We start from the raw sequence: 14,033 nt of genomic DNA on the forward strand, positions 1-14,033 counted from the left end.
TGCCCGAGAACACCCCCACCCCCGCACCCGGCACCCCGTCCGTCACGGACGACCACGGCTTCGAGCTGAGGCGTCGTCGCCGCTGGCCCTGGATCGCCGGAGGCGCGGTGGCGGTCGTCGCCGTCGCCGCCGCGATCGTCGTGCCCCTGACCGCGCCCGCGGGGCCGGCCGTCGCCGAGGCCGGGGCGACGCTGACCGTCGCCACCGCCGAGGGCAACGCCTCCGAGCAGGCCCTCGTGCAGTTCGTCGCCGACGAGGTCGCCCCGAAGTACGGCATCACCGTCGCCTTCACGGGCCTGAGCGACAGCAACACGATCAACCGGGCCGTCAGCGAGGGCGAGATCGCCGGCACGGTGTACCAGCACGAACTGTGGCTGGACCAGGTGCTCGCCTCGAACCCGGACTTCCGGGAGGAAGCGGCGACGCCGGTGTTCCGCTGGGGCTTCGGCCTCTGGTCGTCGAAGTACACCGATCCCGGCCAGCTGCCCGACGGCGCCACGGTGTCGCTGTACTCCGACCCGGCCAACGAGGCCCAGGGGCTCTGGGTGCTCGAGCGCGCCGGCCTCATCACGCTGAAGGACGGCGTCGACAAGGCACACGCCACCCAGGACGACATCGCCTCGAACCCGAAGGACCTGCAGTTCACCCTGCTCGACTTCGCCGCACAGTCGCGGGCCCTGCCCGACCTCGACGCAGCCGTCGGCTACACCGAGTACTACCTCGCCGCCGGCGTGCCGATCGAGCAGCAGATCTTCGCCCCCGCCGCACCGGACGAGTTCGCCGGCCAGCTCACCATCGGCAGCGACTACGCCGACGAGGACGCCGTGAAGAAGCTCGTCGCCGCCTTCCAGGACCCGGCCGTGCAGGAGTTCCTCGCGACCGATCCCCGCGTGAAGGGCATCCTGCTGCCGCTCGACGGGGAGTAGGTCGCACCGCGGTGTCGGTCGCACCGCGGATCAGGCGAGCACGACCTCCGAGGCCTGCGACCCGAGTCCGTGTGGAGATCGCACCGCCGATCGGACGTCGCACCGCCGAAACGGGCGGTGCGACGTTCATCCGGCGGTGCGACACGGGCGCGAGGGCGTGCGGGCCGGGCGTGCAGGCCAGCGCACCGGCGGGCGGGCCAGCGGGCGTCCGGCTCAGCCGGCGGGCGCGACGACCACGTCGACGCCGGCGGCGGCGAACTCGGCCAGCGCCTCGGTCGTGGCGGTGGCGTCGGTCACGAGCGTCCAGCCCTCGGGCAGCGCCGCGCGGGCGTGGAACGTCGCGCGACCGAGCTTCGACCCGTCCGCCAGCACGTAGACGCGCTCGGACTGCCGGCACATCAGCTCTTTGAGCCGGGTCTGCACGAGGTCGGCCTCGACCACGTGGCCCGAGGCGAGCACGCCGTCGGCGCCGAGGAACACCCGGTCGAAGGTCAGGCGCTCGAGGGCGGCCTCGGCCAGCGGCCCGACGAACCCCTGGCTGGCAGGTCGCAGCGTGCCGCCGAGGCACTCGAGGTGGATGCCGTCCGAGTCGGCGAGCTGCTGGATCACGGCGATCGAGGTGGTGGCGACGGTCGCGACGAGACCCGAGCGCGCCTCCCGGGCGAGGGCCGCGACCGACGAACCGGCGTCGAACAGCAGCGTCTCGCCGTCGTGGACCAGCGTGCGGGCGTGCCGCGCGATCTCGGCCTTGGCCACCCCGGCCTCGAGGTTGCGCTGACGGAAGGTCGGCTCGGCACCGGGGGCACCGAGCGGCATGGCCCCGCCGTAGGTGCGGGCGATCTCGCCGCGCCGGGTGAGCTCGGCGAGGTCGCGGCGGATGGTCGACGGGGTCACCTCGAAGCGACGACTCAGCTCGTCGACGCTCGCCAGGCCGGTGGTGTGGGCCAGGTCGACGATGTCGCGGCGTCGCTCGCGTGCCGTGGTGCTCATGCGGTGGTGCTCATGCGATGGCCGTCCTGATCGGTGGGGCGGGCGACGTCACGCCGACGACGCACCGACCCGGGCGGCGTCGGCCGGGCTGGGCGACATCTCGACCGCCTGGCGCAACGCCTCGATCATGCTACCGACGGCCACGACGCCCGTGCCGGCGATGTCGAACGCGGTGCCGTGGTCGACCGAGGTGCGGATCACGGGCAGTCCGACGGTGATGTTGACCCCCGCCTCGATGCCGAGCACCTTCACCGGGCCGTGGCCCTGGTCGTGGTACATCGCCACGATGAGGTCGTAGTCGCCGCGGCCGCCGAGGAAGAACGCGGTGTCGGCCGGCAGCGGCCCGACGGCGCGGATGCCGTCGGCCTGGAGCACCTCGAGGGCCGGGGTGATCTTCTCGGCCTCCTCGCCGTAGCCGAAGAGCCCGTTCTCGCCGGCGTGCGGGTTGATCGCGCAGACGCCGATCCTGGGGTCGTCGACGCCGGCCCGGCGCAGCGCCTCCCAGCCACGGCGCACGGTGCGCTCGACGAGGCCGGGCTCGATCTTCGCGATGGCGTCGATCAACCCGATGTGGGTCGTCACGTGGATCACCTTGATCTTGGGGGTCGAGAGCATCATCGACACCTCGCCGACGCCCATGAAGTGCGCCAGCAGCTCGGTGTGGCCGGGGAACACGTGACCGGCCTCGTGCAGCGCCGCCTTGTTCAGCGGTGCGGTGCAGATGCCCTGCACGAGACCGGCCATGCCGAGCTCGCACGCGATGCGGATGTACTCGTACGCCGCGTGGCCGGCCTCGGCCGAGACGGCGCCCCAGGGCAGGTCGGCCGAGAGCAGGTGCGGGTCGACGACGTTGATGCGTCCAGGGGTGAAGACGGCGTCGGCGGGCCCGTCGACCTCGACGATCTCGGCGTCGACCCCGAGCGCGGCGGCGCCGAGCCGCAGGCGGTGGGCGTCCCCGACGACGACCGGTCGCGCGTCGCGGTAGGCGGCCTCGTCGAGCAGTGCGCCGACGGTGACCTCGGGTCCGACGCCGGCGCCGTCGCCCATGGTGACGGCGATGAACGGCCGCGTGTCGGGGGTCGTCGTGGTCATGGGGTTCTCCGTTTCGTGGGGGCGCCGGACGCTGCCGACGCGGTGAGGTCGTGGGGGTCGGCGCCGGCGCGCGTGCGGCGCACCAGGTCGACGAGGTCGGCGAGCACGGTCGGGCCGCCGAAGCTGCCGGGCTTGGTGGCGACGAGCCGGTCGTCGCCCGCGGCCCCCCGCCCGTCGCCCGCGAGGCTGAGGACGGCGCCGTGCTCGAGTTGGGTGAGCGGCCGCAGGGTGGTCGTCGTGAGCCGGTCGAGCACCGCGCGGGCGGTCTCGCCGCCGGTCAGCACGAGGTCGAGCTCGACGTCGGCGTCGATCCGGGCGACGACCTCGGCGAGGGCCGCCGATCCGACGAGCGGGTCGGGCAGGCGCCGGGCGGTGACCGTCAGCACGGCGACGGACGACCGGGACAAGGAGGCGCGGGTCGCCTCGACGACGGGGCCCGCGTCGTCCGCCGGGTCGAGCACGTGCACGTCCGCACCGGTCGCGGCGAGCGCGTCGGCGTGGCCCCGGGCCACCTCGGCGGCCGAACCGACCACGACGAGCACGGGCCGCTCGGCCCCGGCCCCGTCGCGGGGCCCGGCCTCGTCGCGGACCCCGGCCTCGTCCGACGCGTGAAGACCAGCCTCCGGGCTCGATTCCGGAGCGACCGCGTCGGCCAGGGCGGCGGCGAGCGCCGCGCTGCCCGCGAGGGCGACCGGCCGACGGACTCCGGGAGCGGCGACCAGTCGGAGGACGGCGTCGACCACGGCGGCGAGGTCGTCGTCGGTCTCGGCGTCGACCAGGAGCACCGCTCCCCCGGCGAGGGCGGCGTCGAGGTGCGCCGCGGACGCGTCCGGTCCCGAACGCACCACGTCGAGGCCGACGAGCACCGTCGGCCGGTCGACGAGTTCGGCCAGGGTCGCGGGGGCGCCGTGCGGTTCGAGATGCCAGAACGCCGTCTCGGCGAGGGGTCGCCCGTCCACCAGGGGCCGCCCGTGGACGACGGTGCGCCCGAGGGCGGGCAGTGCGCCGGCCACGACGAGGTCGTACCCGCGGGCGGCCAGGGCCTCGAGCTCGGGCCCGACGTGGCCGCGCCACAGGGAGTCGGTCTTCTTGAGCACGAGGGTGCCGGCCGTCAGGGGCAGCGTGTCGATCGCGACCCGCGCCTCCTCGGCGGTACCGGCGCGGGTGCCGACGTCGACGACCGTGACCGCCGCGGCGGGACCCGCCGGCACGCCGAGCGAGACCACGGTCTCATGACCGCGCAGCCGGAACTGCTCGGCGGTCTCGGCGGCGCCGGAGAGGTCGTCGGCGATGACGGTGATCGGGCTCATGATGCCGCCATCCTGACACGACTGCGCGTTATGCGCCACCGGTCTTGCGCGAAACGCGCAGCGGTGGCACAGTGTCATCCAGCCCGGACGAGGGCGTCGCAGCGCTGCGGGACCGGGCGCCGTCGACCTCGTCGAACCCCTGGATCGAGAGGTCGATGATGACCGTTCCGTTCGCGGACCACGAGATGTCTCGCCGCACCCTGCTCCGCTGGGGTGCCGCGGCCGGCCTCTTCGTGACCGCCACCAGCCTCGCCGGCTGCGCCGGACCGACCGGGTTGCCCGGACCCGGCACGCTGACCCTGGCCCTCAACCGCTCGCTGGTCAGCCTCGACAACAAGCTGAACCAGTTCGACGCGGCCGTCACGGTGCAGCGGGCGGTGCGCCAGGCCCTCACGCAGATCGGCCCCGACATCACGCCCGAGCTCGTGCTCGCCGAGAGCTTCGAGCCGACGAGCGACACGCAGTGGACGGTCCGGCTGCGCGAGGGCGTGCGCTACTCGGACGGGACGCCCGTCACGGTCGCCGACGTCGCCACCGCGCTGCAGATGTACGAGCAGGTGCAGGGCTCGTTCGTCGCCAGCTTCTTCCCCGAGTTCCCGACCGTGACCGCGATCGACGAGCGCACCTTCACGCTCGACTCGTCGCAGCCGATCCCGGTGCTCGACGCGTTGATGAGCAACATCCTGATCACCCCGGCCGCGGCGAACAAACCGGAAGAGCTGCAGGACGGCGTGGGCAGCGGCCCGTTCGTCGTCACCCGGTTCAACCGCGGCGCGGGCACCTACAGCCTGAGCCGCAACGAGCAGTACTGGGGCGAGGCGCCGGGCGTCGACCGGGTCGAGGTGCGGTTCCTGCCCGAGGAGTCCAGCCGCGTGATCGCCCTGCGCAGCGGCGAGGTCGACGTGATCGACTCGATCACGCCCGACTCGGCGACCCAGTTGCAGGGCCTGCCCGGCATCGTCCTCGACGAGGCCTCGAGCCTGCGCATCAACCAGATCTTCTACAACTTCCGCAAGCCCGAGGGGCACCCGCTGGCCGACGCCCGGGTGCGCGAGGCGCTCAGCCACGCGATCGACGGCCGGGCGCTCGTGCGCGACGTGCTGACCGACTCGGTCACGCAGGCCGACGGCGTCGTCCCGCCGAGCCTCCTCGGCTACGCGAAGACCGGCGAGTACACCTACGACCCCGACCTCGCCCGCCGCACGCTCGCCGAGCTGGGGGCGAGCGACCTCACGTTGCGCATCATCTGGGAGACCGGCGAGTTCGCCGGCGACACCTTCATCATGGAGGCGCTCGTCGAGATGTTCGGCGCGATCGGCGTGCGGACCACGCTGCAGCAGTTCGAGCCCGGCGGCGACATCCTCCAGTGGCGCCAGGGCAAGGCCGGCGACTGGGACCTGCTCGGCAACGGCTTCTCGGCCCCCACCGGCCTCGCGCTGACCATCCTGCAGGGCATGTACGCGGGCACCGCCGAGAAGGAACAGACCCGCGACACGTACCAGGGCTACGTGCAGCCCGACGTGGCCGAGGCGATCGCCCGGGCGTCGACCGAGCCGGACGCGACCCTGCGCCAGCAGCGGCTCGCCGAGGCGCAGCAGGCGGCCTGGGACACCTGGCCCTGCGCCTGGGCCTTCGTGCCCAAGTCGGTGCTCGCCCGTCGCGAGCGGGTCGAGCGCCTCGCCCTCGCGTCGTCCAACACGTATCCGCTCGCCGACGTCCGACTGGGGGCCTGACCATGGCGACCTACATCCTCAAGCGCCTCGGCCAGGGCCTGCTCACCGTGTTCCTCACGGTGTCGACGGTCTTCGTGCTGATCCGCCTCGCCCCCGGCGACCCGGCCGTGGCCTACGCCGGGCCGCTCGCGACCAACGAGCAACTCGCCGCCGTGCGCGAGCAGTTCGGCCTGGACGACCCGCTGCTGCAGCAGTACGGCGTGTTCCTGCAGCAGTTGTTCACGGGCAACCTGGGTACCTCGTACTCGTTCCAGGCACCGGCCGTGCAGGTCGTGCTCGAACGGCTGCCGTACACGCTGACCCTGTCGTTCGCGGCGATCCTGTTGGCGGCGGTCGTGTCGATCCCGCTCGGCGTCTGGATGGCCCGTCGCACCGACACCCGCAGCGAGACCGGCGTCAACGTCGTCGCCATCGCGGGTCAGTCGATGCCCGACTTCTGGACCGGCATCCTGCTGCTCAGCGCCTTCGCCGTCGTGATCCCGATCTTCCCGGCCTCGGGCTTCGCCACCTGGGGCGGCCTCGTGCTGCCGACGGTGACGATCGCCATCCTGCAGGTGGCCCTGATCTCCCGGCTCGTGCGCCGCGAGATGGCGACCAACTTCTCGGCGCCCTACCTGACCGTGGCCCGGTCGCGCGGCGTCTCGGAGCGGGCCCTGACCTGGCGCTACGCCATGGGCAACTCGGCGATCCCCGTCTTCACGGCCCTCGGCACGCGCTTCGCGGCGATGCTCAACGGCGTCGTCGTGGTCGAGGTCGTGTTCGCCTGGCCCGGCGTCGGGTCGCTCATCGTGCGGGCGCTCGAGACCCGCGACTACCCCCTCATCCAGGCGACCGTGCTGGTCACGTCGCTGCTCGCCGTCGGCGTCCAGCTGCTGATCGACCTCGCCTACCCCCTGCTCGATCCGCGCGTGCGGCTCGGAAAGGCGAGTGCCGCATGACCCGCACCGAGACCACCGGACAGCCGTCCGGCACGTCGACCGCCGGCGCGGCCGGTCGCACCCCCGAGGAGGCGCGACGCACCGCGGTCACGCCGCGCCTGCTGAAGAGGTCCGAGGCGGCCCGGCGGACCTCCGCCGCACGGGTGAAGCTCTGGGTCGGCGCGATCTGCGCCCTCGTGGTGATCATCCCGATCGTGCTGGCACAGGCCCTCCCGCTGCCCGACGCGAACGGCCAGGACCTCGGCAACCGCCTCGCGCCTCCGTTCACCGCCGGCCACCTGTTCGGCACCGACCAGCTCGGTCGCGACCTGCTCTCGCGGGTGCTGCACGGCGGTCAGGTCTCGCTCGCGATCGGCGTGCTGGCGGTCATCGTCTCGGGCGCCATCGGCGTCGTCCTCGGCTCGATCGCCGGGTTCTACGGGCGCTGGGCCGACACGCTGATCAGCCGCCTGCTCGAGGCCCAGATGTCGCTGCCGTTGCTGATGATGCTGCTGCTCGTCGTCGCCCTCTTCGGCCCGTCGATCCCGGTGATCACCTTCGTCATCGCGATCGCGCAATGGCCGGAGGTGGCCCGCCTGACCCGGTCGCTCGTGCTCGTCGAACGCGAGAAGCCGTACGTCTCGTCGGCCCGCACGCTCGGCCTGAACCGCTTCACGATCCTGCTGCGCCACGTCGTCCCGAACGTCATCAAGCAGGCGACGCTCGTCGTGCTGCTGCTGCTCGCGCAGGCCGTGCTGCTCGAGAGCGCCCTGAGCTTCCTCGGGGCCGGCCCGCAGCGACCGTTCGCGACCTGGGGCCGCATCATCTCGGACGGCCAGGACTACGTCACGACCGCCTGGTGGATGGTGACGATCCCGGGTCTGTTCATCGTGCTGCTCGTCGTCGGGGTCAACCTGCTGGGCGACGCCCTGCGGGACCGGCCGCGCCGGTCGACGGCCTCGCGCCTCCGTCGGTTCGTCGGGCTGCGCCCGTCGACCCCGGCCCCGACCCCGGCACCGGCCCCGGAACCGCAGAAGGGAACGATCGCATGACCTCCGTGACCGACGACACCGTCGACCCCGACCTGCTCCTCGAGGTGCGTGACCTGCAGATCGAGCTGATGACGACGAACGGGATCGTGCGCGCCGTCGACGGCGTCTCGTTCCACATCGCCCGGGGCGAGACCGTCACGATCATCGGCGAGTCGGGGTCGGGCAAGTCGACCACCGCCATGGGCGTGCTGCAGCTGCTGCCCGCCGACCTCGCCGTCGTCTCGGGCCACGTGCGCATCACCGGACTCGACGTGCTCGCCTCGGCCTCGGCCGTGCGCAAGGTGCGCGGTCGGGCCGTCGCCCTGATCCCCCAGGACCCCATGACGGCGCTCAGCCCGGTGCGGTCGATCGGCTCGCAGCTCGGCGAGGCCATCCGCATCGCCGGGGCCGCCAGCGGTCGGGCCGCCGTCACCGCGCGGGCCGTCCGCCTGCTCGAGCAGGTGCACATCCCCGACCCGGCGGCCCAGCTGGGGAAGTTCCCGCACCAACTCTCGGGTGGCATGCTGCAACGCGTGCTGATCGCCATCGCGTTGGCCTGCGAGCCGCAGCTGATCGTGGCCGACGAGCCCACCAGCGCCCTCGACGTCACGGTGCAGGCCGGCATCCTCGACCTGTTGCTCGAGCTGCAGGAGCAGCGCGGCATCGGCCTGCTGATGATCACCCACGACCTCGGCGTCGCCCGGCTCGTATCCGACCGCATCCACGTCATGAAGGCCGGCGTGTTCGTCGAGTCCGGCGACGTGCGGCAGATCGTCGAGCACCCCGCCGAGCCCTACACGCAGGGGCTGCTCGCCGCGGTGCCCACCCTGGGCGCCTGGGACGAGACGCCGTCCACGCCCGCCACGACCAGCACCGACCGACCGGAGGCCACCCGTGTCTGACACCATCCTCGAGGTCGACGACCTGGTCGTCGACTACGGCAGCGGCTCGAGTGCCCACCGCGCCGTCGACCACGTGTCGTTCTCGGTGCGCCGCGGCAGCACCTTCGCCATCGTGGGCGAGTCGGGCTGCGGCAAGTCGACGATCGCCAAGGCGGTCATGCGGTTGCTGCAGCCGACCAGCGGGCGCATCGTGCTCGACGGCACCGACCTGGCGACCCTGTCGGAGGCGCGGTTGCGGCCCCTGAGGCACCGCTTCCAGATGGTCTTCCAGGACCCGTACGGCTCGCTCGACCCGCACCTGAGCGCCCGCGACATCGTCGCCGAGCCTCTCCGGCTGAAGGGCGTGCGGTCGGCCCAGGACCGGGCCACCGAGGCGGCGCGCCTGATCGACCGCGTCGGCCTGCCCTCGACGGCGCTCGACCGTCGCCCGCACGAGTTCTCCGGCGGCCAGCGCCAGCGCATCGGCATCGCCCGGGCGCTCGCCTCGAGCCCCGACCTGTTGATCTGCGACGAGGCGACGAGCGCGCTCGACGTGTCGGTGCAGGCGCAGGTGCTCGACCTGCTGCGCGAGATCCAGGTCGACACCGGCATCACCTACGTCGTCATCTCGCACAACCTCGGCGTCGTGCAGCAGATCAGCGAGAGCGTCCTCGTCATGAAGCAGGGCGCCGTCGTCGAGCAGGGCGCCACGGCGCAGGTGCTCACGTCGCCCGCCGAGGACTACACGCGGCGGCTGCGCCGGGCCGCCCTCGACCCCGCGACGATGACCGGCGTGAAGCCGCGCCACGTCGTCCGCAGCCTCTCGTTGGGAGCCACCGCATGACCCGGACCGACACCGCCCGGACCGAGACCACCCCGCTCGACCCCACCCCGGTCGACACCGCCCCGCTCGACGCCGCGGACACGGTGGCCGAGGCGGCCACGCGCCCCGCGCCTCCTCGGCTCGTGCTCGGCACGATGACCTTCGGCGACACCGTCGACGAGGCCACCGCCGCCCGCATGCTCGACACCGCGCGCGACGCGGGCGTCACCTGGATCGACACGGCCAACGCCTACGTCGGCGGCACGACCGAGACGATGCTCGGCCGCCTGCTCGCCGGGCGGCGCGACGAGGTCGTGCTCGCCTCGAAGGCGGGCATGCCGCACGCCGACGCGGGCGGACTGCCGCCGCTCTCGGCCGTGGCCCTCCGCGCGAGCGTCGAGGCGAGCCTGCGCCGCCTCGGCACCGACCGTCTCGACCTGTTCTACCTGCACCAGCCCGACCGGGCGACCCCGCTCGACGAGACCCTCTCGACCGTCGCCGCCCTGGTCGCCGAGGGCAAGGTGCTCTCGCTCGGCGTCTCGAACTACGCCGCCTGGCAGATCGGCGACGTCGAGCGCGTCGCCGACGCCGTGGGCGCACCCCGGCCGGTCGTCGCCCAGCAGCTGTGCAACCTCGTGGCCCGCCGCCTCGACGACGAGTACCTCGAGTTCGCGAGCGTCCACGGGCTCGAGACGATGGTCTACAACCCGCTCGGCGGCGGCCTCCTGACCGGTCGGCACCGCTTCGACGAGACGCCGGCCGACGGGCGCTTCGGCGACTCGGCCCTCGCCGAGATGTACACGAAGCGCTACTGGGACGCCGACCTGTTCGCCGCGATCGACCGCCTGTCGGGCGTCGCCGCCGAGGCCGGCGTGACGCTCGTCGAGCTCGCCCTGCGCTGGGTGGCGTACCGACCCGAGGTCGGGTCGGTGCTGCTCGGCGGCTCCCGGCCCGAACAGCTGACGGCCAACGTCGCCGCCGTCGCCGCCGGGCCGCTGCCCGACGAGGTGGTGGCGGCCTGCGACGAGGTCGGGCGTCAGCTGCGGGGGCCGATGCCTCCGTACGCGCGCTGAGCCGCGCCTCCCGACCCTCCGCACCGCGCCGCACGCCCCCGAACCGCACCGCACCGCACCGCACCGCACCGCACCGCACCGACCGCACGCCCCGCACGAGAGAGAGCACCATGAGCACCGCCAGCGACTTCGCCCGTACGATCCGCCGACGCGAGAGGGCGGTCGGCTATTGGATCACCCTCGACGCCCCGCCGGCGACCGAGCGCATCGCGCGGCTCGGCTACGACTACGTCTGCCTCGACGCGCAGCACGGCCTCTTCGGCTACCAGGGCATGATGACCGGCCTGCTCGCCATCGACGCGGGGCAGACCTCGGCCGGGCTCGTGCGGGTCGAGGCGAACGACATCACCCCGATCGGCAAGGCCCTCGACGCCGGGGCGGCCGGCGTCATCGTGCCGCTCGTCGACACGGCCGAGGACGCCGCCTCCGCCGTGCGCAGCGCGAAGTACCCGCCGCACGGCCGCCGCTCGTACGGCCCCATGCGGTCGAGCCTGCGCTTCGGCCCCGTGCCGGCGGACGCGAACGACACGACGATCGTGCTCGCCATGATCGAGACGCCCGACGGGCTGGCGAACGTCGAGGCGATCGCCGCGACGCCGGGGCTCGACGGCCTCTACGTCGGGCCGAGCGACCTGTGCATCGCGGTCGGCGGGGCCTACCCGGGCGACCCGGCCGTGCAGGAGGCCTTCGACGCCGCCCTCGTCCGCGTCGCGGCGGCGGCCGAGGCCGCGGGCATCGCCGCGGGCATCCACACGCCGCACGGCGACGTCGCCCGGCAGCGGCTCGCCGCGGGTTACACGTTCGCCACGGTCGCCGGCGACCTCAACCACCTCGAGGCCGCCGCCCGCGACCACCTGCAGCGGGCCATCGCGACGGACGACCCCGACGCGACCGCCGGAGGCGCGGCGTGAGCAGGCAGGACGTGGTCGCCGACGACGCGGGCGCTGACGATGCGGTCGCGGACGACGTGGTCGCCGACGACGTGGTCGCCGACGGACGACTGCGGCCCGAAGCGGCCGGTCGCGCCTGGGCGTACCTGCCGACGGCCACGGTGCAGTCGCACGCGGCCAACCTCGCCGAGCTGCCCGACGGGCGCCTGGCCTGCGTCTGGTTCGGCGGCACGCAGGAGGGCGTCTCGGACATCCACGTCTGGTGCTCGGTCCTCGACGGCGAGGTGTGGTCCGAACCGGTGCGCCTCAGCGACGACCCCGCACGCTCCGAGCAGAACCCGGTGCTCTTCACGGCCCCCTCGGGCGACGTCTGGTTGCTCTACACGGCGCAACGGGCCGGGAACCAGGACTCGGCCGAGGTGCGCCGCCGGATCTCCACCGACGGCGGGGCCACCTGGGCGGAGCCCACGACCCTCTTCGCGGCCGACGAGACGGGTGGCGTCTTCGTCCGGCAACCGCCGGTCGTCACCCGCGCGGGCGACCTGCTCGTGCCGGTCTTCCGCTGCGTGACGACCCCCGGGCAGGCGTGGGTGGGCGACCACGACACGAGCTCGGTCATGATCTCCCGGGACGGCGGCTCCACGTGGGGTGAGGTCGCCGTCCCGGGGAGCACCGGAGCCGTGCACATGAACGTGCACGAACTGCCCGACGGATCGCTGCTCGCCCTCTTCCGCAGCCGCTGGGCCGACGCCGTGCACGAGTCGCGCTCGACCGACGGCGGACGCCACTGGTCGGCACCGGTGCCGACCGAGCTGCCCAACAACAACTCCTCGATGCAGTGGGTTCCGCTCGCCGACGGGCGCCTCGCGATCGTCTACAACCACCGCCGCGCCGACGCGAGCACCCCGCGCCGCCTCGGGCTCTACGACGAGATCGACGAATCCGGCATCGTCGAGCAGGCCGTTCTGTCCGGCGCGGACGCGGACCTCGACCAGGAGGCGCGGGCCGGGTCGCCTGCGGAGGGGGGCCGGACGGCGTTCTGGGGCACGCCCCGCGCTCCGATGTCGCTGGCGGTGTCGACGGACGGCGGCCGTAGCTGGCCGCACCGCGTCGACCTCGAGGACGGCGACGGGTGGTGCCTCTCGAACAACTCCCGCGACGGACTGAACCGCGAGCTGTCGTACCCGAGCATCACGCAGACCGGCGACGGCGCCGTGCACGTGGCGTACACCTGGCACCGCCGGGCGATCCGCCACGTGCGACTGTCGGCCGCCGATCTGCTCGGACCCGACGTCGAGGGCTGAGCCGTGTCGGACGACGGGACGCCCGACGTCGACCGGACAAGTCGCGGTGCCGGCACCGACCGGCACGCCGTGGTGACGGGCTGCAGCTCGGGCATCGGACGGGCGATCGCCGAGTTCCTGCTGGCCGACGGGTGGCGGGTGACCGGTCTCAGCCGACGCGCGGTCGACCTGGGCGACGGGTTCTCGTGGCTCGGCTGCGACCTCTCCGTGACCGCCGACGTCGCGCGAGCGGTCGCCGACGTCGGGTCGGTCGACGCGATCGTCCACGCGGCCGGCTACCAGGTCGCCGCCCCGCTCGGGCGGCTCGACCCCGCCGCCCTCGAGGGCATGTTCGCCGTGCACGTCGGGGCCGCCGCCGCGCTCGTCGACGCACTCGTCGACCGGCTGTCCGACGGCGGTCGCATCGTGCTGATCGGCAGCCGCACCGCCGTCGGCGTCGCGTTTAAGAGCCAGTACGCGGCGACGAAGGCGGCCCAGGTCGCACTGGCCCGGAGCTGGGCGGCGGAACTGGCGCCGCGCGGCGTCACCGCCAACGTCGTGGCGCCGGGACCCACCGACACGCCGATGCTCGCCGACCCGGCCCGCGCCTCCTCGGCTCCGGTCGTGCCGCCGCTGGGCGCGCTCGTCGACCCGGTGGACGTGGCGGCCCTCGTCGCGTTCGTGCTCGGGCCGCACGGACGGAGCATCACCGGGCAGGCGCTCGTCGTGTGCGGTGGCGCCTCGCTCTGACGTCGCACCAGGTCGAGGTCGCGGCCGGTCGAGGTCGCGGGTCGGGGTCACGGCGGGTCGAGGTCGCGGCGGGTCGAGGTCACAGCGGCTGCGAGGACGCACCACCATCGCGTCGTCGAACCATCCGCGGGCCTGGTTCGACGACGCGGGCGTGGTGCGGCCTGTCCCGAAAGCGACGATCGGGGCCCCCATTGTTTTGATTCATTCAAAAGAAGGCGTATGGTGGTGTCAACGCCGACGGAGGCCAGGGCCACCGTCGAGCACCTCGGCGCCGCCCTCCTCACCTCCGCTGGCCGCCCGCTCGATCCCCCGATCGCGGGCCCCCGACCAGCAC

General features: G+C 73.5%; 13 protein-coding genes. 10 read left to right on the top strand and 3 right to left on the bottom strand.

Features of this window, described 5'->3' with window-relative positions:
• On the top strand, positions 1-926 hold a 926-nt coding region (locus ARTHRO9V_RS15520; protein WP_236557110.1), incomplete at its 5' end, for a MetQ/NlpA family ABC transporter substrate-binding protein.
• Between the two features lie 213 nt (positions 927-1,139).
• Here ARTHRO9V_RS15520 and ARTHRO9V_RS15525 read toward each other — a convergent pair.
• The 3 genes from ARTHRO9V_RS15525 to ARTHRO9V_RS15865 are packed head-to-tail and all read right to left on the bottom strand — an operon-like array spanning position 1,140 to position 4,318.
• Positions 1,140-1,916 carry a DeoR/GlpR family DNA-binding transcription regulator gene (locus ARTHRO9V_RS15525; protein WP_056046906.1) on the bottom strand — a complete coding sequence of 259 codons (777 nt, stop codon included), beginning with the start codon at positions 1,914-1,916 and terminating at the stop codon, positions 1,140-1,142.
• A 48-nt stretch (positions 1,917-1,964) separates the two neighbouring features.
• Entirely contained in the window at positions 1,965-3,008 is a 1,044-nt protein-coding gene (pdxA, locus tag ARTHRO9V_RS15860) for a 4-hydroxythreonine-4-phosphate dehydrogenase PdxA (protein WP_056046908.1), read from the bottom strand.
• Positions 3,005-4,318, bottom strand: a complete 1,314-nt coding sequence (locus tag ARTHRO9V_RS15865) for a four-carbon acid sugar kinase family protein (RefSeq protein WP_159829036.1) — start codon at positions 4,316-4,318, stop codon at positions 3,005-3,007. Before ARTHRO9V_RS15865 ends, pdxA begins: the two co-directional genes overlap by 4 nt.
• 71 nt (positions 4,319-4,389) lie before the next feature.
• On the opposite strand from ARTHRO9V_RS15865, the gene ARTHRO9V_RS15535 reads away from it, so the two are divergent.
• The 9 genes from ARTHRO9V_RS15535 to ARTHRO9V_RS15575 all read left to right on the top strand — a co-directional run bounded on the left by ARTHRO9V_RS15535 (position 4,390) and on the right by ARTHRO9V_RS15575 (position 13,699).
• Complete coding sequence (locus ARTHRO9V_RS15535) at positions 4,390-6,051, top strand: ABC transporter substrate-binding protein (protein ID WP_236557111.1); 1,662 nt, start codon at positions 4,390-4,392, stop codon at positions 6,049-6,051.
• Positions 6,052-6,053: 2 nt separating this feature from the next.
• Complete coding sequence (locus ARTHRO9V_RS15540) at positions 6,054-6,989, top strand: ABC transporter permease (RefSeq protein ID WP_043594466.1); 936 nt, start codon at positions 6,054-6,056, stop codon at positions 6,987-6,989.
• The gene (locus ARTHRO9V_RS15545; RefSeq protein WP_159829039.1) at positions 6,986-8,020 is read left to right on the top strand and encodes an ABC transporter permease; all 1,035 of its coding nucleotides are present in this window, start codon (positions 6,986-6,988) and stop codon (positions 8,018-8,020) included. The genes ARTHRO9V_RS15540 and ARTHRO9V_RS15545 overlap by 4 nt, the downstream gene beginning before the upstream one ends.
• Entirely contained in the window at positions 8,017-8,901 is an 885-nt protein-coding gene (locus tag ARTHRO9V_RS15550; RefSeq protein ID WP_056046912.1) for an ABC transporter ATP-binding protein, read from the top strand. The genes ARTHRO9V_RS15545 and ARTHRO9V_RS15550 overlap by 4 nt, the downstream gene beginning before the upstream one ends.
• Positions 8,894-9,724, top strand: coding sequence for an ABC transporter ATP-binding protein (locus tag ARTHRO9V_RS15555; protein ID WP_159829042.1), 831 nt, complete (start codon positions 8,894-8,896; stop codon positions 9,722-9,724). The genes ARTHRO9V_RS15550 and ARTHRO9V_RS15555 overlap by 8 nt, the downstream gene beginning before the upstream one ends.
• The gene (locus ARTHRO9V_RS15560) at positions 9,721-10,776 is read left to right on the top strand and encodes an aldo/keto reductase (RefSeq protein WP_159829045.1); all 1,056 of its coding nucleotides are present in this window, start codon (positions 9,721-9,723) and stop codon (positions 10,774-10,776) included. Before ARTHRO9V_RS15555 ends, ARTHRO9V_RS15560 begins: the two co-directional genes overlap by 4 nt.
• Before the next feature lie 110 nt (positions 10,777-10,886).
• On the top strand, positions 10,887-11,687 hold the full coding sequence (locus ARTHRO9V_RS15565; protein ID WP_159829048.1) for an HpcH/HpaI aldolase/citrate lyase family protein: 801 nt from the start codon (positions 10,887-10,889) through the stop codon (positions 11,685-11,687).
• Positions 11,684-12,970: an exo-alpha-sialidase gene (locus tag ARTHRO9V_RS15570; protein ID WP_370516215.1), complete on the top strand. Its 1,287-nt coding sequence runs from the start codon at positions 11,684-11,686 to the stop codon at positions 12,968-12,970. The genes ARTHRO9V_RS15565 and ARTHRO9V_RS15570 overlap by 4 nt, the downstream gene beginning before the upstream one ends.
• A gap of 3 nt (positions 12,971-12,973) precedes the next feature.
• Positions 12,974-13,699 carry an SDR family NAD(P)-dependent oxidoreductase gene (locus tag ARTHRO9V_RS15575; RefSeq protein ID WP_201298980.1) on the top strand — a complete coding sequence of 242 codons (726 nt, stop codon included), beginning with the start codon at positions 12,974-12,976 and terminating at the stop codon, positions 13,697-13,699.
• Positions 13,700-14,033 lie beyond the last annotated feature (334 nt).

It is taken from the genome of Frigoribacterium sp. 9N, from assembly GCF_902506305.1.
In the GTDB taxonomy this organism is placed as follows: Bacteria; Actinomycetota; Actinomycetes; order Actinomycetales; family Microbacteriaceae; genus Frigoribacterium.

Excerpts from the sequence above, each read along its gene's own strand:
- ARTHRO9V_RS15525 (WP_056046906.1), bottom strand. The coding sequence starts at position 1,916 with ATGAGCACCACGGCACGCGAGCGACGCCGCGACATCGTCGACCTGGCC.
- pdxA (WP_056046908.1), bottom strand. The coding sequence starts at position 3,008 with ATGACCACGACGACCCCCGACACGCGGCCGTTCATCGCCGTCACCATG.
- ARTHRO9V_RS15865 (WP_159829036.1), bottom strand. The coding sequence starts at position 4,318 with ATGAGCCCGATCACCGTCATCGCCGACGACCTCTCCGGCGCCGCCGAG.
- ARTHRO9V_RS15540 (WP_043594466.1), top strand. The coding sequence starts at position 6,054 with ATGGCGACCTACATCCTCAAGCGCCTCGGCCAGGGCCTGCTCACCGTG.
- ARTHRO9V_RS15545 (WP_159829039.1), top strand. The coding sequence starts at position 6,986 with ATGACCCGCACCGAGACCACCGGACAGCCGTCCGGCACGTCGACCGCC.
- ARTHRO9V_RS15550 (WP_056046912.1), top strand. The coding sequence starts at position 8,017 with ATGACCTCCGTGACCGACGACACCGTCGACCCCGACCTGCTCCTCGAG.
- ARTHRO9V_RS15560 (WP_159829045.1), top strand. The coding sequence starts at position 9,721 with ATGACCCGGACCGACACCGCCCGGACCGAGACCACCCCGCTCGACCCC.
- ARTHRO9V_RS15565 (WP_159829048.1), top strand. The coding sequence starts at position 10,887 with ATGAGCACCGCCAGCGACTTCGCCCGTACGATCCGCCGACGCGAGAGG.